Origin of the sequence: Chitinophaga sp. GbtcB8 (assembly GCF_019091455.1) — a bacterium.
Lineage (GTDB): Bacteria > Bacteroidota > Bacteroidia > Chitinophagales > Chitinophagaceae > Chitinophaga.
Map to the genome: position 1 here is coordinate 127,928 of NZ_JAGXJN010000005.1, position 22,656 is coordinate 150,583.

General features: G+C 47.5%; 18 protein-coding genes. 10 read left to right on the plus strand and 8 right to left on the minus strand.

Going from position 1 to position 22,656, the window contains the following annotated elements:
- Positions 1 to 119: 119 nt before the first annotated feature.
- Positions 120 to 2,615: a family 43 glycosylhydrolase gene (locus tag KVT36_RS08020; RefSeq protein ID WP_217602970.1), complete on the plus strand. Its 2,496-nt coding sequence runs from the start codon at positions 120 to 122 to the stop codon at positions 2,613 to 2,615.
- A 48-nt stretch (positions 2,616 to 2,663) separates the two neighbouring features.
- On the opposite strand, the gene KVT36_RS08025 is transcribed toward KVT36_RS08020, so the two are convergent.
- Positions 2,664 to 3,221 carry a hypothetical protein gene (locus KVT36_RS08025; protein WP_217602971.1) on the minus strand — a complete coding sequence of 186 codons (558 nt, stop codon included), beginning with the start codon at positions 3,219 to 3,221 and terminating at the stop codon, positions 2,664 to 2,666.
- Between the two features lie 104 nt (positions 3,222 to 3,325).
- Here KVT36_RS08025 and KVT36_RS08030 point away from each other — a divergent pair, with 104 nt between their 5' ends.
- The 6 genes from KVT36_RS08030 to KVT36_RS08055 all read left to right on the plus strand — a co-directional run bounded on the left by KVT36_RS08030 (position 3,326) and on the right by KVT36_RS08055 (position 7,780).
- On the plus strand, positions 3,326 to 4,090 hold the full coding sequence (locus KVT36_RS08030) for an NAD(P)-binding domain-containing protein (protein WP_217602972.1): 765 nt from the start codon (positions 3,326 to 3,328) through the stop codon (positions 4,088 to 4,090).
- A gap of 98 nt (positions 4,091 to 4,188) precedes the next feature.
- Complete coding sequence (locus KVT36_RS08035; protein WP_217602973.1) at positions 4,189 to 4,521, plus strand: helix-turn-helix transcriptional regulator; 333 nt, start codon at positions 4,189 to 4,191, stop codon at positions 4,519 to 4,521.
- 60 nt (positions 4,522 to 4,581) lie between these two features.
- Positions 4,582 to 5,424: an arsenite methyltransferase gene (locus tag KVT36_RS08040; protein ID WP_217602974.1), complete on the plus strand. Its 843-nt coding sequence runs from the start codon at positions 4,582 to 4,584 to the stop codon at positions 5,422 to 5,424.
- 7 nt (positions 5,425 to 5,431) lie between these two features.
- Positions 5,432 to 5,920 (plus strand): GNAT family N-acetyltransferase, encoded by a 489-nt coding sequence (locus KVT36_RS08045; protein WP_217602975.1) that lies wholly within the window; start codon positions 5,432 to 5,434, stop codon positions 5,918 to 5,920.
- A gap of 10 nt (positions 5,921 to 5,930) precedes the next feature.
- Positions 5,931 to 7,010 (plus strand): ACR3 family arsenite efflux transporter, encoded by a 1,080-nt coding sequence (arsB, locus tag KVT36_RS08050; protein WP_217602976.1) that lies wholly within the window; start codon positions 5,931 to 5,933, stop codon positions 7,008 to 7,010.
- Positions 7,011 to 7,015: 5 nt separating this feature from the next.
- Positions 7,016 to 7,780 carry a metallophosphoesterase gene (locus KVT36_RS08055; RefSeq protein ID WP_217602977.1) on the plus strand — a complete coding sequence of 255 codons (765 nt, stop codon included), beginning with the start codon at positions 7,016 to 7,018 and terminating at the stop codon, positions 7,778 to 7,780.
- Between the two features lie 2 nt (positions 7,781 to 7,782).
- Here the strand turns inward: KVT36_RS08055 and KVT36_RS08060 are convergent, their stop codons facing one another.
- The 3 genes from KVT36_RS08060 to KVT36_RS08070 all read right to left on the minus strand — a co-directional run bounded on the left by KVT36_RS08060 (position 7,783) and on the right by KVT36_RS08070 (position 11,703).
- The gene (locus tag KVT36_RS08060; protein ID WP_217602978.1) at positions 7,783 to 8,490 is read right to left on the minus strand and encodes a DsbA family protein; all 708 of its coding nucleotides are present in this window, start codon (positions 8,488 to 8,490) and stop codon (positions 7,783 to 7,785) included.
- The gene (locus KVT36_RS08065) at positions 8,456 to 9,454 is read right to left on the minus strand and encodes a manganese catalase family protein (protein WP_217602979.1); all 999 of its coding nucleotides are present in this window, start codon (positions 9,452 to 9,454) and stop codon (positions 8,456 to 8,458) included. The genes KVT36_RS08060 and KVT36_RS08065 overlap by 35 nt, the downstream gene beginning before the upstream one ends.
- A gap of 179 nt (positions 9,455 to 9,633) precedes the next feature.
- Complete coding sequence (locus KVT36_RS08070; protein ID WP_217602980.1) at positions 9,634 to 11,703, minus strand: PAS domain-containing sensor histidine kinase; 2,070 nt, start codon at positions 11,701 to 11,703, stop codon at positions 9,634 to 9,636.
- Between the two features lie 246 nt (positions 11,704 to 11,949).
- Between KVT36_RS08070 and KVT36_RS08075 the strand changes: the two genes are divergently transcribed.
- From KVT36_RS08075 to KVT36_RS08085, 3 genes are all read left to right on the plus strand, one after another.
- The gene (locus KVT36_RS08075) at positions 11,950 to 12,147 is read left to right on the plus strand and encodes a hypothetical protein (RefSeq protein WP_217602981.1); all 198 of its coding nucleotides are present in this window, start codon (positions 11,950 to 11,952) and stop codon (positions 12,145 to 12,147) included.
- A 100-nt stretch (positions 12,148 to 12,247) separates the two neighbouring features.
- Entirely contained in the window at positions 12,248 to 13,105 is an 858-nt protein-coding gene (locus KVT36_RS08080) for an AraC family transcriptional regulator (RefSeq protein WP_217602982.1), read from the plus strand.
- A gap of 265 nt (positions 13,106 to 13,370) precedes the next feature.
- Positions 13,371 to 14,351, plus strand: a complete 981-nt coding sequence (locus KVT36_RS08085) for an aldo/keto reductase (protein WP_217602983.1) — start codon at positions 13,371 to 13,373, stop codon at positions 14,349 to 14,351.
- Positions 14,352 to 14,618: 267 nt separating this feature from the next.
- Here KVT36_RS08085 and KVT36_RS08090 read toward each other — a convergent pair whose 3' ends face one another.
- From KVT36_RS08090 to KVT36_RS08105, 4 genes are read right to left on the minus strand one after another with little or no spacing between them, the layout of a single operon-like run.
- The gene (locus tag KVT36_RS08090) at positions 14,619 to 16,349 is read right to left on the minus strand and encodes an alpha-L-arabinofuranosidase (RefSeq protein ID WP_217602984.1); all 1,731 of its coding nucleotides are present in this window, start codon (positions 16,347 to 16,349) and stop codon (positions 14,619 to 14,621) included.
- A 38-nt stretch (positions 16,350 to 16,387) separates the two neighbouring features.
- The gene (locus tag KVT36_RS08095) at positions 16,388 to 17,647 is read right to left on the minus strand and encodes a glycan-binding surface protein (RefSeq protein ID WP_217602985.1); all 1,260 of its coding nucleotides are present in this window, start codon (positions 17,645 to 17,647) and stop codon (positions 16,388 to 16,390) included.
- A gap of 20 nt (positions 17,648 to 17,667) precedes the next feature.
- Positions 17,668 to 19,320 (minus strand): RagB/SusD family nutrient uptake outer membrane protein, encoded by a 1,653-nt coding sequence (locus tag KVT36_RS08100; protein ID WP_217602986.1) that lies wholly within the window; start codon positions 19,318 to 19,320, stop codon positions 17,668 to 17,670.
- Between the two features lie 21 nt (positions 19,321 to 19,341).
- Complete coding sequence (locus tag KVT36_RS08105; RefSeq protein ID WP_217602987.1) at positions 19,342 to 22,536, minus strand: TonB-dependent receptor; 3,195 nt, start codon at positions 22,534 to 22,536, stop codon at positions 19,342 to 19,344.
- Between the last annotated feature and the right edge of the window lie 120 nt (positions 22,537 to 22,656).

Sequence of the window (22,656 nt, forward strand, 5' to 3'; positions counted from 1 at the left end):
AAAATTGTTGTTATTTTATAATCATTGTTTCCCGGTTTATCTATCCACTAAATCACATTGTTATGAAAACCATTTCTACAATCCCTCCTTCTCTCCTTAGCCAACTTCTGAAAAAAAACATGCTTTTAAAATCATTGCCTGCCCTGTTATTAGGTACCCTGCTGTATTCCCTGCCAGCTTTCAGCCAGGTTACCAATCCCCGCACGCTTCCGCAGGAATGGGGAGAATATGGTATTGGAGATCCTTACATCCTTAAGTTCAGGGGCAAATATTATTTATACTGCAGCACACGTGATGACCAGGCAGGCGTTAAATGCTGGAGCAGCTGGGACCTGGCTACCTGGAGCTATGAAGGACTGTGTGTAGCCGGCACCGTTACCATATCCCAGGGAGCCTATGCGCCTGAAGTAATTTACTGGAACGGCAAATTTTATATGTATACATCACCGGCGGGTAATGGCCACTACATCCTGTCGGCCGACAGCCCCACAGGTCCATTCACTGTGCAAACAGGCAACCTTGGCCACAGTATTGATGGTTCTGTATTTACAGATGATAATGGACAGATGTATTTCACCAATGCAGGCGGCAGCGGCATACAAGGCGCTGCCATGAGCGGGCCTTTATCCATCGGCACAGGCAACACGCTAAGCGGTACATCGCTCCACGGCTGGACAGAAGGCTCCACCATTTTTAAACGCAATGGGGTTTACTACATTACCTATACCGGTAATCATGTTTTCAGCAGGGGATACCGGGTTAACTATGCTACGGCCACTGCTCCATTAGGCAGTTATACTTCAGGCGCTGACAATCCCATTTTACTCAATACGGAAGGCGCTTTCTTTGGCCTGGGCCATAGCGGCGCTGTTATAGGCCCTGACCTGGATACCTGGTTCATTGCCTATCATAACCTGCTAGGGCCCAGCACTATCGTGGGGCCTAATAGAAAATTGAATATTGATCCCATGGGTTTTAACGGCAGTAAGCTACTTGTATACGGCCCTACAAACTGGACCCAGCCCTCTCCTGCCTTACCTACTTTTTATGACCGTTTTGACCGGACGGCTATTGGCAGCAGCTGGACAAACATCAATGGTGGCAACTGGGGAATATACAACCAGGAATTGATGTGGCAGGATAATAAAGCCACTCTGCAATGGTACCGGCAGGTTACAACGGCTACCGCTGCGGCCAACTATACGGCAGAATTTAACATGAAAGAAATGAGCCGGGGCGGAAATGATGCGCGCTTCGGAGCTGTGTTTTCCTATATCGATGAAAATACTTTTGGATCGGCATTGCTGAGCAGCTTTAATAACACACTGGAAACAGATATAAAAGTGAATGGAGCATCTATCGGTGTAAATTCCATTCCGCTGCCTGCCGGGTGGGATTATCAGAAATGGCATGTAATACGGGTAGAAAAAGAAGGCGCCACCTTCAGGATCTATGTAGATGGCATGCTGAAATCTACCCGTACAGCCAACATTACAGCAGCAGGCAAGATCGGGGTAACTACCTATAACGATCACGCTGATTTCGGGTACACGGCCTTCAGCAACCGGGTAAATGGAAGCGGGGTATTTAGCTTTAATAAACCCATTCCCGGAACCATTCCTGCGGTTCATTATAACGAAGGAGGCGAAGGAGTTGGCTATCACGATCTCACCAACGAAAACACCGGCGGAAAATACCGGTTAGACAAGGTAGATATACGTGACTGTGAAGAAGGCGGGGAAAATATAGGCTGGAACCAAACCGGTGAATGGTACCAGTACAATGTAAATGTACAATCAACAGGCGCGTATCATTTGGGTTTGAGATATGCTACTACTTTCACATCCTGTAAAGTACGCGTTTACTGCGACGGAGCGGATGTTTCCGGAATTGTTGCTATCCCTGCTACAGGCGCCTGGAGCGCCTGGCGTACGGCAGTCTTAAAAAATTTAAATCTTCCCGCAGGCAATCACAGCATCCGGTTGGAAACTGTTGAAGGTGAGTTTGATTTCTCCATCCTGAAATTTGAATCGGGGACCACTACCCTGCCCAATGGTTCAGATAATTTTGATTCCGGCAGCTTCTCTGGTTTATGGAATTATGACAACGGAGACTTCTCTATCTCGTCCGGCAGGGCTGTTATTAATGGTTTTGGCAAACGGGCCATGGGAAATGCTGGCTGGACGGATTATACCGTTGAAGCAGATGTGCAATGTCCTTCAGGGGGAAATGGCGGGTTGATCTTCCGCGTGCGTAACCCGGCCGCAGGAGAATTTGGTACATCCAACGCCGTTAGCTCTGATTACCTGCAGGGTTACTACGCAGGTATAGAAGCCGGTGGCATTGTGCTGGGCAAACAGAACTACAACTGGACCACTCTTGCCTATAAGGCGCAAGCGCTTAGCGCCGGGCAATCCTATAAGCTCAGGGCTGTATTAAATGGCGCTAACATAAAGATCTATCTGAATGATATGATAACGCCGGTTATTGACTATACCGATCCCGCGCCCATCATAAGTGGTAAAGCCGGTATCCGGGCGCATGCTGCTGATATGTCGTTTGATAATTTCCTGATCTCTTCAGGAACGGGAATGACTTTGGTGTTTGTTAAATAAAAGAGCACAACCCGCGTGGAGCTATTGCTTACGCGGGTGGTGCTTTACCTAGATCCTTACTATTAATTTTAATGTCTTTAAGTCGTAAAGTAATATTTCACTTTTGTCTGTCCGATCGTATTTGCCATTATTATTGGTGTCGGTATGTCCTGTAATAACAATCGTTCCTGTTTGGCTATTGATTAACCAGGTTCTTGCAAAAAAATTATCTTTGGTTAATTGTGTTTTTTCCTGTCCGTCTGTTGAGAGAATAATGATCTGGGTGGGATCTCCCCAATCAATTCTTTTGTCATTATCAAGGTTCACAGTGTGCGCTGTTACCATTACCTTATTAATTTGAAAACTATCTATGTTGATCTGCTCGATCTTCTGGATATAAGCACCATTAGGAAAATCAATTTGTTTTGACTGCCCGTTCCTGGTATTCAGGAATAAAAGAGAAGTACTGTTTACATTAAACATTTTTCCGGCACTTTCAATGGTTGCCAGAACGTAATCTGTTCCACTGAGTTCTGTCAGCTTGTTATAATAAGTATGATTGTATTTGTCTTGCCCGTAAGCAGAGATTGTGAGTACGGAGAGGAATAGGATGGTGATATGCTTCATTTTATGGATTTTGTGTGATCAGATAGTTAGCTAAGACGACTGCGCGGGGGAAAAGTTGCAGGTAGGGGGAAAATTAATCAGATAACAATAACTTTAACACAAAAATGCAGATCGGTTTTATTGGTGTTGGCAAGATCACCAACGCTATCGTAGAAGGATTATGCACTTCTTCCATCGCAAACACGCAAATATATCTTTCACCCCGCAATGAGGCCAATGCACGGCATTTGGCGGAAAAATACCCGCAGGTACAGCGGCTGGAAAGCAATCAGCAGGTGATCGATCAATCGGATATTGTTTTTGTTGCCGTGAGGCCTGCTGTTGCAGTGGAAGTGCTGCGCACACTGGTGTTCCGGGAAGAACAGACTGTGGTATCGCTGGTGCCCCTGCTGAAAAAAGCTGAGCTGCTTAATGCGGTAGCACCAGCCACCTGGGTGGCCCGCGCTGTTCCCACGCCAACCGTTATGCAACATATGGGGCCTATCCTTCTCTTTCAGGCTAATGATACGGTAACACAGCTGTTTAGCTATTTAGGCCAGCCATTGCAGGTAGCTAATGAACATCAGCTGCATGCATTGTGGACACTCACAGGGCTCATTACCCCGTTTTATGACCTGCTGCATGAGCTTAGCAGCTGGACTATTGCCAATGGTGTAGATGTCACAACTGCCAATCAATACATTGCAGGACTGTTCCAGGCGCTCTGCTTTGCAGCACAGCAGGACAGCACCATTAATTTTAAAGAGCTGGCGCAGCATGCTGAAACGCCCAACGGAATGAATGAACAAGCCGGCAGGGAGATCAGGAAAAAAGGCGCACATGAAGCCTACAGGATTGCTGCGGATAATTTGTTGAAGTGGTTTGAATAAGTAGTGGTGCAGATAGATGAAGATTTCCAATGCTATAAATTTTTATTTGGTGATCTCAATCACACATCGTAATATTGCGATATTACAATAAGGGACCAATGGGAGCTACTAAAACAGACCTTTTCACGAAACAACAGAATGATATAGCCATCATGGCCAAAGCGCTGGCCCATCCGGCCCGTATTGCCATTTTGCAATACCTTGTTAAAAAGAACGCCTGCGTTTGCGGCGACCTGGTGGATGAGCTGGGACTGGCACAAGCCACTACCTCCCAACATTTAAAAGAGCTGAAAACAGCCGGTTTAATACAGGGCACCATTGAAGGCGCCAGCGTTTGCTATTGTATTAATCCCAAAGTATGGAAACAATACCAGCAGCTGTTTGCAGGCTTCTTTAAAGAAGTTGATCTCAACGGCCCCACCTGCTGCTAAAAAATTTTACCGATATTAATCGCAATATTGCAATAATAAGATAATAAAACAGTATCTTTTATGACTACAGATGATCAAATAAAGGAAATGGTGCAACAGAAATACAGTGAGATCGCCTTGCAGGAAAAAGACGTTAACCAGGCTTCCTGCTGCGGTTCCGGCTGCTGCTCTACAGAAGTATATAACATCATGAGTGATGACTATTCCAACCTGGAAGGTTACAATCCTGATGCAGACCTGGGCCTGGGCTGCGGCCTGCCCACGCAGTTTGCCCGGATACAAAAAGGCAACACCGTTATTGACCTGGGATCAGGAGCCGGTAACGATTGCTTTATAGCCCGGCAGGAAACCGGCGAAGCGGGGAAAGTGATCGGCATAGATTTTACGTCGGCCATGATAGAGAAGGCCCGCGCAAACGCTGAAAAGCTGCAGTTCAATAATGTGGAGTTCCGCCAGGGCGATATTGAGCGCATGCCGGTTACCGCCAGCACAGCCGATGTAATTGTAAGCAACTGCGTATTAAATTTGGTTCCTAATAAGGATGGTGTTTTTAAAGAGATCTTCCGGGTGCTGAAACCCGGTGGCCACTTCAGTATTTCCGATATTGTGCTGGATGGCAACCTGCCGCCCAAAATACAGGCAGCAGCTGAAATGTACGCCGGCTGCGTATCCGGGGCTATACAAAAGCAGGATTACCTGGAGCTGATAACAAACAATGGTTTTACCGGCATCACCATTCAAAAGGAAAAAGTAATTGCTATTCCTGATGATATACTGGCCCAATATTTAACCATGGATGAAATAGCGCAATTTAAAACCAGCCATACCGGCATTTATAGTATTACGGTTTATGCCGAAAAACCGGCCGCTGCCAGCTGCTGCGGTCCCGATTGTTGTAAATAATAACACTATGCAGATCATACCAATGACAGCGGATCACTGGCCGCAGGTAAAAGCAATTTATGAAAGTGGTATTGCTACCGGCAATGCCACTTTCCAAACCGCTGCACCGGAATGGGAAGAGTGGGATAAGACCCATGTAAAAACCTGCCGGCTGGTAGCCGTTGAAAACAACCAGGTAATAGGCTGGGCGGCCCTTACAGCGGTATCCGGCAGATGTGTGTACGCCGGTGTAGGAGAAGTAAGCGTATATATTCATCCTGATGCCCGTGGTAAAAATGCCGGCACACAGCTGCTGCAGGCCTTAATAACAGCAAGCGAAGCCAATGGCTTCTGGACATTGCAGGCCGGTATATTTCCTGAAAACATTGCCAGTATAAAAGTGCATGAGAAATGCGGGTTCCGTTTAGTGGGGCGCCGGGAAAAAATAGGGCAAATGAATGGCCTGTGGCGGGATACGCTGTTGCTGGAACGCAGAAGCCTTACAACGGGCAATTAAAATAAAATGCATGAGCAATCAAAATTGCAACCCGGCACAAAGGAAAAAATTAGGTTTCCTGGATAGGTACTTAACCCTGTGGATCTTCCTGGCAATGGCAGCAGGGATCGGTTTAGGTTATTTCTTTCCGTCATCCGCTACCTTTATCAATTCCTTTTCCACCGGCACTACTAATATACCGCTGGCAGCAGGCCTCATTCTCATGATGTATCCCCCGCTGGCAAAGGTCCGGTATGAGAACATGGGAGAAGTATTTAAGAACACCCGCATACTATCTGTATCCCTTGTATTAAACTGGATCATTGGCCCCATCCTCATGTTTGGCCTGGCAGTATTATTCCTGCATGGTTATCCCGAATACATGACCGGCTTAATACTTATAGGGCTTGCCCGTTGTATTGCGATGGTTATTGTGTGGAATGAGCTGGCAGATGGTAACCGGGAATATGCCGCTGGCCTGGTGGCATTAAACAGTATTTTCCAGGTGTTGTTATATAGCGTATACGCATACGTGTTCATCACCTGGCTGCCCACTGTTTTTGGTATGAAAGGCATTACCGTTCCGGTAACCATTGCTGCAATAGCCAAAAGCGTAGCCATATACCTGGGCATTCCTTTCCTGGCGGGTATTGTAAGCCGTTACAGTCTTATAGCCATAAAAGGTGAAACATGGTTCAGGGAAAAATATGTGCCGCTCATCTCCCCTGTTACACTCATAGCTCTGCTGTTTACCATTATGGTTATGTTCAGCCTGAAGGGAGAGCTGATCGTACAGATCCCGCTGGATGTATTAAGAATAGCAGCACCACTGGTAATATACTTTGCCATCATGTTCCTGGTTAGCTTCCTGTTAGGGAAAGCTATGGGGGCAAACTATTCCCAAAATGCTTCCATTGCTTTTACAGCAGCTGGTAACAACTTTGAGCTGGACATTGCCGTAGCCATTGGTGTATTTGGCATCAACTCCGGCCAGGCATTCGTAGGAGTAATTGGGCCCTTGGTAGAAGTGCCCGCCCTTATAGCGCTGGTAAACGTTGCATTCTGGTTAAGGAAAAAATATTATAACAATCAAACATTACAAAGCGCCTGATTAAAATGAAAATTGCACTCTTCAGCGACATTCACGCAAACCTGCCTGCGCTCGAGGCATTCTTTAAAGATGTGGAGAGCCGTAAACCCGACGCCATCTATTGCCTGGGCGACCTGGTAGGCTACAACATCTGGCCTAATGAAGTGATACAGGAGATCCGCAAACGCGGCATTCCCACTATTGCCGGTAATTATGATTTTGGTATTGGCCGCAGCAGTAATGACTGCGGCTGCGCGTATAAAACAGACGATGAAAAGGCAAACGGCGCCATTTCCATATCATTCACCAATGAAATTGTAAAAGACGAAGAACGCCAATACCTCCGTACGTTACCGGCCCACATCAAAGTAATGTTCCAGCTAAACAATGATCAGCTGAACCTGTTGCTGGTGCACGGCAGCCCTCGGAAAATAAACGAGTATTTATTTGAGGACCGGGACGAAAAAAGCCTGCTCCGGATCATGCAGGATGCGGATGCAGATGTGATGTGTTTTGGCCATACCCATAAACCTTATCATAGGGTCATTGCCGGAGGAGAAAACCATTTCCGCCATGCCATTAACATTGGTTCTGTTGGCAAACCCAAAGATGGTGATCCCAGGGGTGGTTATGTTTTACTGCATATCAATGAGCACAGCAGCATTTTAAACAAAGCAGCTGTGCAGGCAGAATTTATCCGTTTTACTTATGATGTTGAAAAAGCAGCAAAAGCCGTAGAGGCCAGCCCGTTACCAAATGCATATGCGGAAAGCCTGCGCAAAGGCGTATAACATCAGGAGCCTAACAACTTTATAATGCTGGATTCCAGCACGTCATAGGGCCGGTAACCGGTTAGCAGCAGCTGGCTGGTACTATTTGCAGACCTGATCAGTAAAGCAGGAAAACGGGATATATTCCGTGCCTTTACTTCTTCCAGGTCCTTTTTAAAGCTTTCCAGCACCGCTGGCAGCTCCAATCCCTGCTCAAAAGCAGCTGCATTAAACAGCTGTGGATCTGCGGCATCCGTTTCCCTGGCAATTGCTATCAATACTTCCTTGCGGGCAATGTTCCGCCCATGGATCATAACAGCAGCCCTTACGTTTTCAAGGTAGCGCTCAGCGGCCAATGCCGACTGCTGTTCCGCACATTTAACTGCCAGGCAGGCCGGGTACGATGATGCAGGCGGATCTGTAAACCAGATCCTGTCATTTAAAGAACAGCCGGTGAGCTGCCTTACCTCTGACCACACCGGGCCCATTTGAACCGGCTTACTAACAGAGCGGATAACATCATGATAATGCTCCCAGCTGGAGAGCATGCCACCCATACAATAGCGGATAGTCAGCTGGTAGCGCGGATCTGCGCGCAGCTGCTTCCAGACAGGCTCAAATGCCCAGCTCCAGCAGCAAAGCGGATCGGTATAATAAGTGATGTCCAATCTGCTCTGCTGCTGCAGGGTTTCAGTATTATTTTTTGGTTGAAGTCTTTTTACGGCTGCCACTGCTTTTAGATTGATCTTCTAATTCCTTCTCTGACTGGCTCCATACATTTACACCTATCGGCACTGCCATTTTTATTTCTTCACTGCGTTCCTGGCTCAGGTCCTGGTCCAGCTGGCTTACGCCTTCCAATGTTCTTTCTGTTCCTTCCGGCTGCACATTCAGCAATCCATTTGTTTCAAGCACATATTTTACAGGATCATTAATGAACTGCCAGGTTTCACCGAACTGGGTGCTTTCGCCCTCATTCCATGGCCCCTTTACATCGGCGCCGCTGGACATGTTAAAATACAGGTTACTGTAGCGTGGATCAGATTGTAACACACCCGGCGGGAAGTTAGGCTGAATGGAATCCAGCGCTGCTTCAAACATTTGAAAGTGGGCCACTTCGCGTGTCATTAAAAAATTCAGCGTGTCTTTTACATAAGGATCATCTGTGAACTGCAACAGGTATTCGTAGGTTATTTTTGCCCTGGATTCTGCTGCTATGTTAGAACGCAGGTCAACGGTCAGATCCCCGTTACAGTCGCCATTGATATAGGCTGCGCTCCAGGGCACGCCCTGGCTGTTGGTGTATGCCGGTCCTCCCCCGCTGGTTGTTAAGAACTGCGGAGCAATCAGGGCCTGGTGTATGAATTGCTCTTTGGCTTTTTTACCATCCAGCATCTGCATGATCTCTGATTCATCTGCCGCTTTCTTCAGATCGCCATTGATACCTTGCAGCAGCATTTGAATAGTGGCGCCAACAATTTCCAGGTGGGTAAACTCCTCAGTGGCAATATCCATTAAAAGGTCGTACTTGTCGGGAAACGGGCTCCTGGCGCCAAAAGCCTGGCCAAAGTACCTTAACGCGGCTGCTAACTCTCCATTAGCACCGCCAAATTGTTCTAATAATAAAGTAGCAAAAGCTGGGTCGGGCTTGCTAACCCTTGCATTATACTGCAGGTCTTTTACGTGGTAAAACATATAACTGGATTTAGTTGCGAAAAAAGATTTTCTTACAGTGTCAGGTATACAAATAATGTTCCTGCACAGATCTTAGTTACAACGTTTCTAATTCATGTATAAGCTACGTGGAAATACTTTCCCAGATAAGGCATTACTTACCCGGTTAACATTGCCTCAATGCCTCATAAGATTAGTAATTACCCGGTTGCGGCTGCTTCCTTGTTCATGGAATACACCGGATAGCTTACGGGGAAATAGGTGTAAAAGCAGGCGCCTTTGCCCGGCTCGCCGGTTGCCCGCATAAATCCCGAATGGTTTTTCATTATTCTTTTACACATGGCCAGCCCAATACCGGTGCCTTCATATTTATCCCTTGCATGTAATCTTTGAAAAATAGCAAAGATCACCTCTGCGTACTGCTGCTCAAAGCCAATACCATTGTCCTGGAACGATAATTCAAGAAAATATTCGTGCTCAAGATCAGCGGGCGGGTTTTTAATATCTTCTTTCCTCACAAACGTTGAAGCGATCTTAACTACCGGTTGTTTATCACAATACTTTAAGGCATTGCCCAGGATGTTTGTAAACAGCTGGGTTACCTGGTCAGGGTAAACATCAATAGCAGGAAGCGGCTCATGCAGGATGACCGCATGCCGTTCCTGGATCAGCAATTCCAGGTCAAAACGTACGGACTCCAATACCATATTCAGATCCGTATGTACCTTGTGCTTTACTTTATCCAAACGGCTGTAATCCAGTATGGATTTGATGAGCATGCTCATCCTTTTAGCGGAAGTATTGATCTTTGGAAAATACTTGTCTATAACTGCCTGGTTATTGGGATTGCTCTGGATGATGTCTGTGAAGGTTTGAATTTTCCGTAATGGTTCCTGCATGTCATGTGAGGCAACATAGGCAAATTGTTCCAGCTCCCAGTTCTTGTTCTCCAGCTGCATTACATAATCCTTCATCTTGTCTTCTGTAAACTTCCGCTCCGTAAGGTCGCGGGTAACCTTTGAAAATCCAATGATCGAATTATCCCCGCCATGAAGGGCGGTTATGGTAATGCTTCCCCAGAACCGGCTACCGTCTTTCCGTACGCGCCATCCCTCATGGGTGGCTTTTCCATTTTTAACTGCAATCTCGATCAGCTTTTCAGGCAAGCCGGCCTCTTTGTCCCTGGGTGGGTAAAAGATACGGAAATTTACCCCTATGATCTCTTTTGCCTGGTAACCTTTGATCCTTTCTGCTCCTATATTCCAGCTGATCACATTTCCCTGCTCATCCAGCATAATGATTGCATAGTCCTGTACTTCCTGCACCATTTTATGATAGCGTTCCTCACTCTTCCGTAGCTCAGCAATACTAATTTTCAATTCTTCAGATGAACGTTTCAGCTCATCATCAATTAATTTCTTTTCAGTAAGATCGCGGGTTACCTTTGTAAAACCTATAACATCCCCATTGCCGGCATGCAGTGCAGTTATTACAATGCTTCCCCAAAAACGGCTGCCATCCTTTCTTACGCGCCACCCTTCATGTTTTGCGCTTCCGGTATGTCTTGCGCACTCAATTAATTTCTGCGGCAGGCCGTTTGCCTGATCAGGGGCCTCATAAAATATTGAGAAATGCTTTCCGAGTATTTCTTCAGCTTTATATCCTTTGATCTTTTCGGCGCCTAAGTTCCAGCTTTTGATCACGCCATTTACATCCAGCCTGATGATCGCATAATCCTGGATCTCTGCAATCATCCCCTGGTACATTTCACCACTTTCATTAAGGGCCTGGTTAGCATTGCGCAGCTGCGTGGCGCCGGATTCCGAACGTTCCGCTGCTGCTCTTTCCAGGCTCAGGTCCAGCGCCAGTTCAGAAAACCCCAGCAGCTGTCCTTTTTCATTGTAAAGGGCCTTCAATGAGATCTGGCCCCAGTATGTTGAGGCGTCTTTACGTATACACCATCCTTCATAAACGGCTTTACCATCCAGCATAGATACTTTCAGCAGGTTAGCCGGAATGTCCGCAGCCCGGTCCTCCGGTAAAAAGCTTATGTCAAAATGCTTGCCTATGGCCTCTGACCTGCTGTATCCCTTAATGATCCCGGCTCCTTTGTTCCAGCTTTTTATAATACCTTCCTTATCAAGAAATATAAGGGCACACGTTTCCTGCTCCTCTACAATTTTTTGAAAAAGCCGTTCTTCATTTGTCTGACCGGCCGGTTCATCCTGAAAAGCTCCTGTATTTTCTGGTTTAGTGTTTATGGTACCCATCTGTAGTCTATACTAAAGCGCTTTATCGTATTTGAAGGGGGCTGTAAGTCAACAAGCTGGATGTTTTCCCCTTTATATCAATATACCATTTGGAATTCTAGCAGAATCAAATATAGTGAAAATAAAGAATAGCATCTAACTCCGATCCACAGTAGTATTGCATTGTTTAACTATTTAAAGCAGCACTATGCGCGATACTTTAGTGGCCCGGATTTGGCTGTAAGCCAAGATATCAAAACATATTTTATGCCATGGTATAATGGAGATTATCCGCCGTCCTATAAAAATCAGCCGGTGATATTACGCAAAAAGGCTGTTGAGATCGCTAATAGGCTCCTGGAAAACGGCGTTGATGAAGGCGTTGCAATTGCCACCGGTTTAAAGCAGGCGCGGGCGCAATTAAAAAAAGAAAAACAATCGCCGAAAAAAGATCTTCAGAAATGAACCTGGGGTACTGTTCCTGCAGGCAATGATACTTTACAATGCAGCATCCCGGTAACCTTTATCGTTTTTATTTAAGGTTTGATTTACTTAATTTTGCCGGATGATTACCCGGCACCTGACTGATATAAGCTCCAAAGGTTTTAAGGTCCACGAGATCTCAGGGGCTGTAGATACCCTGCATAATCATAACAGGCGGGATTATTATAAAATAGTGCTGGTAACCGGCGACATGATCCTTACCTACGGTGATCAAACCATCGAAATAAACGGTACTATCTTATTCTTCGCCAATCCCCGTGTACCCCATACTGTAGTGCACCGCTCCAAAGAGAAAAAAGGTTATGCCTGTCTTTTTACCGAAGCTTTTATTGCAGGCAGGGAACGCGCGGAGATCTTACAAAGCTCCCCCCTGTTCCGTACGGACGCCAATCCTGTGATCCCCGTTAACAGCGAACAGGCGGCATTTTTGGGCAGCCTTTACCGGGAAATGCTGTCTGTGCACCGTAGTGATTATGATTACAGGAACCAGCTGCTCAGGAGCTGCGTAGAGCTTATCATTCACGAGGCATTGAAGATCCAGCCATCCCCAAACGGGTTACAGCAAAAAAATGCAGCTACCCGGATCACCCATTTATTTATGGAATTACTGGAAAGGCAATTTCCGGTAGAAAGCACCGGAGATCCGCTCAGGTTAAGAACCGCACAGGATTTTGCCGGCGCGCTCTCTGTACACGTAAACTACCTTAACCGGGCCGTAAAAGGGTTTACCGGCAAACCCACCTCGGTACATATTGCGGAACGTATTGCCGCAGAAGCAAAAGCCCTTTTGCAGCATAGCAACTGGAGCATTGCAGACATTGCCTATGGCCTGGGTTTTGAATACCCCACGTATTTTAATAACTACTTCAAACGGGTAACCGGCGCTACGCCAAAATCCTTCAGGAAAAGGAAAGTTTGAAAATCATACTTTTTGGTTTGATTCTCTTTCAAAAATGAGCCCTCTTTAATTGAAACTTTGTACGCATAAAATTGGATGCTGACGGTCATGAAGACTGCGCTGAGGCCCTGCTTCGTCATTGCGAAGCAGCGCGCGGGTTTGTGCGCAGCACGCTGAAGCAATCTCCCGCCATTCATGCACAAGATTGCTTCGGCGCCCACGCACAATCGCTTTACACTGCGCCTCGCAATGACGGCAATCATTAATTATCATAAATACAAGCATCATGAAAAAGAGAAAATTGAACGGACTGGAAGTATCTGCAATTGGCTATGGCTGTATGGGGCTTAGCATGGGATATGGCACTGCCCCGGAAAAAGAAGAAGCTATCCGGCTTATTCACCAGGCCTTTGAGCTGGGCTGCACCTTCTTTGATACCGCTGAGCTATATGCCATGGGCGCCAATGAGCAATTGGTTGGTGAAGCATTAAAAGATATCCGCGGCCAGGTAGTTATTGCAACAAAGTTCTTATTTCAAAAAGACTGGAAAGGCAATTCCCGCACGCATTTAATGCAGGAGCTCAGGAGCCGCTTAGAGGGTTCTTTAAAAAGATTAGGTACTGACCATGTTGAGCTCTATTACCAGCACAGGGTGAATAAAGATATCCCGGTTGAAGATATTGCATACTGCATGGGCGAGTTGATCAGAGAAGGCAAGATCCTTGGCTGGGGCCAGTCAGAGGCCACTGCAGAAGAAATAAGGCGTGCGCATGCCGTTACCCCCCTGACCGCCATACAGAACGAATACTCTGTCATGGAGCGCAGTTCTGAAAAAGAGGTGATCCCCCTGTGTCAGGAGCTGGGCATTGGTTTCGTACCCTTTTCCCCGTTAGCAAACGGATTTTTGTCCGGGAAAGTTGATCCGGAAACCCAATATACCGGGCTGGACGCACGGAGAGTGATCACCCGCTTTGATAAGGATAATATGATTGCCAACCAGCCGCTGCTGGATCTGCTGCATCAGGTTGCAGCAGCAAAGCATGCTACACCGGCGCAGATCTCACTGGCATGGATGTTACATAAAAAGGATTTTATTGTGCCTATTCCCGGTTCGCGGAAGCCGGCACGCATGGAGGAAAATTTTGGGGCAGCAGCCGTAATACTCACTGACCGGGAGTTTGCTGAGATTGAGACTGCGCTTGGAAAGATTGAAATTCATGGTAACCGCAGGGATGAAGATATTGCCAAGCTAAGATCACTTCAATAAAAAGGAAAACAAAAGAGGGCGTACGATACGCCCTCTCTGATACATCCTCTTAGTCATTCCATTGGTTCCAAACAGGGCCTGGCAAAACGATCTGCCTGGCCCGTGTAAAACTGGCCAACGCTCACGCATAAACTTTTACTGCAGAGCTTGTTGCTTTAGCGTTAGCATTTTTTTTAATAACTTATAGCTTCCTTATTAATTTAAGGAGTATAAGGATAGCTATCATGCTCAGATATCAACCTGGGCACTTTTAAACTAACCCGTCCTTCATTTCTTATCAATCACCATACATACTACACCCATGGCAGGGACCTTAACCCTAACACCATTTGCGGCTGCAGCGGAATATGGTTTTAAAGCAGCATAGTTTTCAGGCCCGCCAATTTCGCCGGCAGGCCCCTGGCCATTTACCAGCACCTTTCTTGAAAAGTTACCGGCTCCGCCTGCCAGCTCATACCAATAGTAACGGCTGCCGGCAATAAAGTTCTTAAAGGACAGCTGAATGTCCTGCGCAGCAGATGACTTGTTAACCAGGGTTACTGCAATCTCCCCTGAGCTAAAGGTGGATGCGTAGCTTTCAACATCTGTACTGCCGGAAACCGTTGAGTTAATAAAGCGGTCGCCCAGGCAGTGCTGAAAAAAATACAGGTAATAAAACGCCGGCCGCGGCGCCCATTTAGCCTCCCCGGAAGCCCCTTCGCCCTGGCTGAACAGGCCATGATCATTCCCGTTATCCCAGCCATTGGCAAGGTCCCAGCGGCTGGCCATCCCAAATTTATTTTTCAGTAATTCCCCCAGTACCATAATGGCGTGTATACCGCTCACCTGCGATACCATTTGCTGTGAGCCGGTAGCAAAAATATTCCATTCCGTTAAGGCCAGCGGCTTCATGGGAACGCCGGCATTAGCCACAGAAGTGCTTACATGCTGTATCATTTCAGCCGTCACTGAATGGGCGGATGCCAGGATCTCAGCAGGTGAGGAATTGGTTTGAAAGGGCGTATAATAGCTGTGCACAATAAAAAAATCAGCCGCGTTACCTGCCTGGGCCAGCACGCCTGTATTCCAGGTTTGATCTGTTGGGGTTTGCCAGGTTGCTGCCGGTTTTTCCAGCAGCTGCGCACCCACAAAGATGGTTTTCCCGGTGGCTGCTGCCGCCTTGTGCATGGAATCTGCAAAAACTTTAAAATGCTTTCCATACAGCTCCCCGGTGATCAGCTGCGGCTGCCCGTCTTTATTCTGCGACAGGTCTATCCGGTAGCCGGCCTGCCAGGTGCCGTTGCTCTCATTGCCTACTTCCCAGTATTTCGTACGCCCGTTATCGTAGCGCACCCATTCTGCGGCAAGGTGCGCTGCTGCAGCCACCGGGTCATTTGATTTCCCATAACGTGCATAGCTGTAGTTAACGGTGATGATGCCCTGGTTGCCTGTTTGCGCCAGCATGCTGTAATAGCTGCTGAGGGATAGTGTCCAGTCAACGGTGTTACCGCCATACCAGTATCCTGCATCACTGCTTACCCCATCTGCATTCAGCAGGTTTGCAGGCGCATCAGCCGGCGGGTTGCCCGGTGCCCGGTCCCAGAAATAAACACTGCTGATGTTGCCGCCAGGAAAACGTATAATGCCGGGATGCAGCCTGGTTATATGGTTGAGCAGCGTGGGCTGGTTAACCATCTGCGACATATATGGATTGCTATTGTTGCCAAACAGCGCCGGTGATATTTTTGTAACCACCGCAGAGGCATCCAGCATTACATTAACGGAAGCGGCAGCCGGAATCCCCGTTTCCGTATAAGCGCCGGCTGTAAAGTTTTTGGGTGCCCATTCATTCAAAAAGAAACCAATAGACTTTTCTGTTTCAGGATCCGGGGGAGTAACCACCTTTGTGGTGGTAGTATCCGTATCTGTTTTAGTGCTGTTGCTGCCGGTGGTGCGTTTACTGCAGGCAGCAGCCGGCAGCAGCACTGATAAGAGTATCAGCCGTGAAGAAATGCTCATGTTTAACCTTGCTGTTTTAAATAAATGCCTGTTTTATGTTACCTTATTTTTACTATCCTGAAATTGTCAAAGGCAGCGTTAAACACATCTACCGGGTCAGTTTCCGTAACAAAGCGGTAGCCGAATGAAACCACGCCGCCTGCGCCCAGCACATCGCCCATAACAGCCGCGCTGGCGCCGGTACCTTCTACGCCGCTGTCAGCTTTTTTAAAGGCGTTGATCGATATGGTCACGGTCAGCCACTGGCCATCTGTACTAAAAACCTTGTCTGTAGTACTTTGCCAGGGCATAAAACGAAAAGCATAACCGCCATCTCCTTTCAGCCGTATAATGCAAATGCCGGCCTTCCAGGCTTCTTTTGTATTTATTTCAAACTTCAGCGCATAATTGGCAGCCGGCTCGCTCATAACTGCAGCGGTGAACAGCGGCACATCATTGAAATTACCTGAACGGTTACCATTCCACCAGCCACCATCATTGGCCCCTACCCCGCCAAAAATATTCTGCAGGTAATAACCGCGTGTGCCTGGGAACAGGCCAGCATCGTTGGTTCTGTTGGCGCCCCACCAGGCCCAGTTGAAAACACCGTTCTCCCCGGCTTCCCCTGATGCGGTAAGGTTGCTGATCACATCCCCGCTTTGGTAATCGTTTAAAGGGCCGTTAGACATAGCTGTTCCATATTTGCCCTGGATCACTAAGCGGCCTGTATCCGAACCCAGGCTGGGCATTACAAATGCCACGCGTGTGCCCTGCTCATTTGCGTTAAAGTCTTTGATCTCCCGGTTACCGGGCAGCATAATTTTTTCAATCAGCCAAAGGCTGGATCCCCACACAATTACCGAATCCCCGGCCAGCGCATTTTCATTGGAAACAACTTCAATGGACGGCGGAGGAATATCAATGACAAATGCGTAGGAGGTTTGCCCATGCGTGGTAACGATCCGGATGGTATTAGGCACCTTCGGATCCGTTGCTTCTGTAGGCGCATTTGCCGGGATGTTTACGATCAGGTGTGTGGAGGTGTTATAGGTAGGGTTAAAGTACGCGGACACTTCGTTAAAGAAAATATTGGTAATGCCGTCCAGGTTTTTCCCTGTGATCAGCAGCTGGGTATATGGCAGCGCTTTTGTGAAGGCGCTGTCTACCTTTGAAGAATCCAGCAGGCTTACCTTTTCAATAATGGGCGGTCCTGAAACATTATCTTTTTTACAAGCCCCTATCAGCAGGCAGCCAGCTAACAGTGTAAGCATTAACGTTAGCAGCCGGCCTTTGAATATATTTGAATTATAACGTGTCATATTATTGCTTTTATGCTTGGTTAAAACTGGTAAGGAACCGGTGGTTTCCTTAAGTTCGGTGCTGCTGACAGTTCAGCGGCAGGATAAGGCAGATAGAAATTGCTTTCCGTTACCGGGTAAAAGGCCGGCGTATCGGAGGTAATGGACCAGAGAATAGCATTCTGCGCTGCATTTGGCACTATGCGGTAAGTGCCTTTATCCTGGTTATTCATAATGGAAAGCGCTTTGGCCGGATCAAAATAGTGCAGGCGTACCAGGTCGTACCAGGCCTGCCCTTCCATGGCAAATTCCAGCCGGCGCTCATTATAAATATCATCCAGCGTAATGGTTGTTTTGGCGGGTAAGCCGGCCCGGGTGCGTATAGCGTTAAAATACGTCAGTGCCTGCGCATCAGCTGTAGCGGCCTGGTTAGCCAGCAGACCTTCTGCGTAGGTAAGATAAACGTCGGCCAGGCGCAGCATGTAGGTATTCATTTCCGTATGCTGCTGGGTTACTTTCCCATCATTATCCTCAGGACGGCCTACTACATACTTTTTCACCCATGCCCTTGTATTATACCGCTCATTGCCAACTGAGTTCCAGGGCACCTGCAGCTGCTGGGTTATTTTTTTACCGGGATTATTAGGATCATCTATCTGCTGGGTAATATAGCTGTAATGATCACCAGGATACATAAATGTTGCCTTGCGCCGTTTATCCAGGGGAGAATATTTTTTCATGATGTCGAGCGATGCGCCCAGGTCGCCGCCCCAGCCATCTGCAAAACCTGTGATCTCAGAGCCATATGCCAGGAACGCCTGTACGCTGTTCTGGGTACCCCAATCGCCGTCATACTTCCATTGCAGGGAAAATAAGCTTTCCGGGTTGTTATTATTCTTCATCAGGTACAGATCCTCATAGTTGCTCATTAAGCTGGCGCCGCTGTTCTCAATTACTCGTTGGGCAAAATAGGCTGCGCTGTCAAGATCTGTTTTGCGGCGTGCGCCGGCACTGGTGCCTACCCCTGCCCTGGTCAGGAACATTTTTGCCAGCATGCCTTCTGCAGACCAGCGGGTGATCCTGCCTTTCTGCAGCGGTGCATTGGGTAAATTATCCGCCGCATAATGCAGGTCGCGTATAATAAATTCCCATACGGTTTCCACGGTGTTACGTGAAATGCTGGTATCATTCAGCAGCGCGTTATTATTGGTTATAACGGGAACGGGTCCCCAGTTCTGCACCAGGAAGCTGTAGGCAACAGCCCGCATAAAACGGCCTTCTGCAATGCCTGCTTTTTTAACTGTTTCAGAAACGGCCGGACCTGCGTATTTTTCTATATTGTTAATGGCCAGGTTAGCCTGTGCTATTACGCTGAAAAAGGAAGTCCAGGAGCTATATACCTCACCGGTAACATCCGTTGTTTGCAAGCGGATATTTTCCACCTGGTAAGAGCCTGACATCAGGTTACCGCCCCTGCCATCGCCAATGCCATGGGATGCCTTATCATTGTAGGCAAACCACACAATGTTATACAGCGGTGCAGTACCTGCCAGTATCTGATCATCACTTTTATAAAAATTGGCATCCACAATCGCATCTTCCGGCGGGCGTTCCAGGAAGCTCTTGCTGCATCCCGTTAAAATACCCAGCAGCGCAAGGTTTATAATTATTAATCTATGAGTAAGCGTTTTCATTGACCTGATAATTTAAGTTGATTAAAAATCCACCCCAATGTTAAAGGTGTAATACCGGGTAAGCGGATATCTGCCGGCATCTACCCCTATGAACTGGCTGCTGACCTGCACTTCTTTTCCCAGGTAAGCGCCTACTTCCGGGTCATAACCCTTGTATTTGGTAAAGGTGGCCAGGTTCTGCACCCCTGCTGCCAGCCGTATTGCTTTCACAACATTCTGGGCCCTCAGCCAACGGGCAGGTATGTTATACCCCAGCTGCACATTCTTGATCCTTACATAGGAGCCATCTTCCACATAGATATCTGTGAACCGGTTGGCGTTGCCATTCACATCCGACCCTACAATGCGAGGAATATCCGTACCGGGATTCAGGAGGGTTGCTTTGCCATCGGCGCTGCTGGATACCCTTGCAAAACCAAAAGATTCGCTGAACAGGTTACGTCCAAGATTGATATTGTTGGGATTTGAATTCTGGTAACGCAGGTAATTATAAATATCATTTCCCTGTGCGCCGGTGATCAGTATGCTCAGATCAAATCCTTTAAAGGCAAACGCATTGGTGAAGCCAAAGGTGAGCTTGGGCCAGGGGTTGCCAATAAAGGTCTGATCCCGGGAGTCAATCACGTTATCGCCATTCAGGTCTTTATATTTACGGTCGCCTACCCAAACGCCGCCATCCTGCTGCACGGGCAGCCTGCTGCCATCGGATTGCGTGGGTATGGCGCTGTTATTGATCTCATCCACCGACTTAAAGATGCCTTCAGAGATGTAGCCATACATGAGCCAGGGCGCCTGGCCTACTACAGAGCGCTCTTCAAAATTATCCATATACCAGGCAGATTTCCGAAGGAATGTGTTATCCGAATTTAACTTGGTGATCTTTGTTCTGAAAGAGGAAATATTGAAATTAGTTCTCCAGGAAAAGCCGGCCTTGTTATCGATGTTCACGGTATTCAGGGTAATGCCAAAACCTTTATTCTGCAGGCTGCCGATGTTCACGTTCGGCGCTCCTATAGCCCCTTCCCCGGAAGTGCCCATGTACGCAGGCAGGCCAAGCAACATCAAAAGATTTTTGGTATGCTTTATATAATAATCGCCTTCCAGCTGTATACGGTTCTGTAAAATGCTGAGGTTAAAACCAATGTTCTTCGTGGCGGTAACCTCCCACTCAATATTGGAATTGCCATATTGTGTAGTACGGAAGCCTGTGCCAAGGGGGGTGGTTACAGGGCCCAGCGGTGAGTATTGTCCGCCATTGCCATTGTTACCTGTTTTACCCCATTCTGCGCGCAGCTTTAATTCGTTTATAAAATCGATCCCGTTCATAAAGGGTTCTTCTGTTACGCGCCATGCGGCTGATACAGAGGGGAAATATCCCCAGCGGTTGCCAGCCCCGAAGTTGGAGGAAGCATCTGCCCTTCCGGCCAGCTGCAGTATATATTTACTGTTATAGGTGTAGTTGATGCGGCTCAGGTAAGACTCCATGGCCCAGGAACCTTTAAAGCTGCCGGTTGTTTGCCCCTCTGCATCGCCCAGGTTAAAGGAAGGAATATCATTGCTCACAAACCCGGTCCTGGTACCGGAATAACCCTGGTAGCTGCCGGATTGCGCTTCATGGCTTACCATAGCGCCTATGCTATGGCGGCCTATATCCGTATTATACTGTAACAGCTGGTTCAGGTTCCAGTAGTAGTTCTTTGAAGTATTAAAAGAAAGACTTGCTTTTTCGTTACTGATATATCCCAAACGGTAGGTGGGCGTAAATTTGGCGCCTTCCCCGGTCTCAAAGTTACCATTGAAGCTACCGCGGAATACCAGGCCTTTAAACAGGTTCACTTCTGCACTTAATGAACCCAGGCCGCCTACCTTTTTAAAATCGTTATTAATAAGGTTGGCAATGGCAATGGGATTTACAGGCGCATACTTTGCATTACCGCCATATTCATTTTCAGTGGCGCCGCCCCAGGTGCCATCCGGGTTTTTTACCGCTATGTTGGGCGCCAGGGTGATGGCGTTCCGGATCACATCTTCACTGGTGGAGGCCAGCTTTTCTTTCGTTTGATAGTAGTTAAGGCTGGTGCTCAGCTTCAGCCATTTAAAAGCCTGGTTATCTAAGTTCAGCCTGAAGGAGTACCGGTTAAATTTAGAGCCGATAGCTACCCCTTCCTGGTTGAAATATTCTCCCGACATATAATAAGTAGTATTTGTAAGCCCGCCGCTCATTGTAACCTGGTGCTTTTGAAGGGGCGCGGCTTTAAACATGGCTTCCTGCCAGTTAGTGCCTTCACCCAGCACAGATGGGTTTTTAAATTCATCATTGGGCGTGCGGTTCAGCTGCGTGGCAATTTCATTATTCATGATGGCAAACTGCTGCAGGTTCAGTGTTGGCAGCGCCTCGGGTTTACCCTGTATGGAGTACATATAGTTATAGCCAACCTTCACCTGCCCTGCTTTCCCCCTTTTGGTGCTTACCAGCACCACCCCGTTGGTAGCCCTGGACCCGTAAACCGCTGTGGCGGAAGGGCCTTGCAATACTTCCATTGATTCAATGTCGGCAGGGTTAATACCGGCCAGCGGGTTGGTGGAGCTGGTATTGCCGTAGCTTACAAGGGCCGGCTGGATCTGCACCCCATCAATCACATACAATGGTTCAGTAGTACCGGTAAGGGAGTTCACCCCGCGGATATTCACAGAAATGCCCCCACCCGGCTGGCCGGAGTTCTGGGTTACATACACACCTGCAGCCCGGCCCTGCAGGGCCTGATCAATGGTAGTATTTACCGTTCTGTTTATATCCGCAGAGGAAATAGATACCTGGGCGCTGCTTTGATCTGTTTTCTTCATTTTCCCATAGCCAACCACCACTATATCATTCAGCGTGCTGTAATCTTCTTCCATCACAATGGTTACTGTTGGCGAGCTGCCAACGGTTACATGCGCTTTGGCAAAGCCAATAAAAGAAGCATCAATCTCCTGACCTGGCTGGGCCAGTATGGCAAACTTTCCCTCCCCATTGGTGGATGCCATAATTTTTGTACCCCGTACTGTCAGGTTTGCCCCCAGTATGGGCTGTCCTGATTTTTTTGAAATAACAGTACCTGTGATCTTGCCGGGGCCATTTTGCTGGCAATACCCGGCCATAGGAAGCACAATAGCCCAGCACCCCAGTAACAGAAGGAGGTGCCAGCGCTTTACCCTTGCTTTTGAATGTCTCATACACAAACAGTTAAACAGTTTTGGTTTGGAAATTTTCTGTCCGGAATTTTGGTTGAATGACAAGATTTGTGGATTTTGGTATAGTTGCCGGCAAAAAGGAAGTGCACGGCTCTCCATTTC

Coding starts and splice junctions, on each gene's coding strand:
- KVT36_RS08020 (WP_217602970.1), top strand. CDS start 120: ATGCTTTTAAAATCATTGCCTGCCCTGTTATTAGGTACCCTGCTGTAT.
- KVT36_RS08025 (WP_217602971.1), bottom strand. CDS start 3,221: ATGAAGCATATCACCATCCTATTCCTCTCCGTACTCACAATCTCTGCT.
- KVT36_RS08030 (WP_217602972.1), top strand. CDS start 3,326: ATGCAGATCGGTTTTATTGGTGTTGGCAAGATCACCAACGCTATCGTA.
- KVT36_RS08035 (WP_217602973.1), top strand. CDS start 4,189: ATGGGAGCTACTAAAACAGACCTTTTCACGAAACAACAGAATGATATA.
- KVT36_RS08040 (WP_217602974.1), top strand. CDS start 4,582: ATGACTACAGATGATCAAATAAAGGAAATGGTGCAACAGAAATACAGT.
- KVT36_RS08045 (WP_217602975.1), top strand. CDS start 5,432: ATGCAGATCATACCAATGACAGCGGATCACTGGCCGCAGGTAAAAGCA.
- arsB (WP_217602976.1), top strand. CDS start 5,931: ATGAGCAATCAAAATTGCAACCCGGCACAAAGGAAAAAATTAGGTTTC.
- KVT36_RS08055 (WP_217602977.1), top strand. CDS start 7,016: ATGAAAATTGCACTCTTCAGCGACATTCACGCAAACCTGCCTGCGCTC.
- KVT36_RS08065 (WP_217602979.1), bottom strand. CDS start 9,454: ATGTTTTACCACGTAAAAGACCTGCAGTATAATGCAAGGGTTAGCAAG.
- KVT36_RS08070 (WP_217602980.1), bottom strand. CDS start 11,703: ATGGGTACCATAAACACTAAACCAGAAAATACAGGAGCTTTTCAGGAT.
- KVT36_RS08075 (WP_217602981.1), top strand. CDS start 11,950: ATGCCATGGTATAATGGAGATTATCCGCCGTCCTATAAAAATCAGCCG.
- KVT36_RS08080 (WP_217602982.1), top strand. CDS start 12,248: ATGATTACCCGGCACCTGACTGATATAAGCTCCAAAGGTTTTAAGGTC.
- KVT36_RS08085 (WP_217602983.1), top strand. CDS start 13,371: ATGAAAAAGAGAAAATTGAACGGACTGGAAGTATCTGCAATTGGCTAT.
- KVT36_RS08090 (WP_217602984.1), bottom strand. CDS start 16,349: ATGAGCATTTCTTCACGGCTGATACTCTTATCAGTGCTGCTGCCGGCT.
- KVT36_RS08095 (WP_217602985.1), bottom strand. CDS start 17,647: ATGACACGTTATAATTCAAATATATTCAAAGGCCGGCTGCTAACGTTA.
- KVT36_RS08100 (WP_217602986.1), bottom strand. CDS start 19,320: ATGAAAACGCTTACTCATAGATTAATAATTATAAACCTTGCGCTGCTG.
- KVT36_RS08105 (WP_217602987.1), bottom strand. CDS start 22,536: ATGAGACATTCAAAAGCAAGGGTAAAGCGCTGGCACCTCCTTCTGTTA.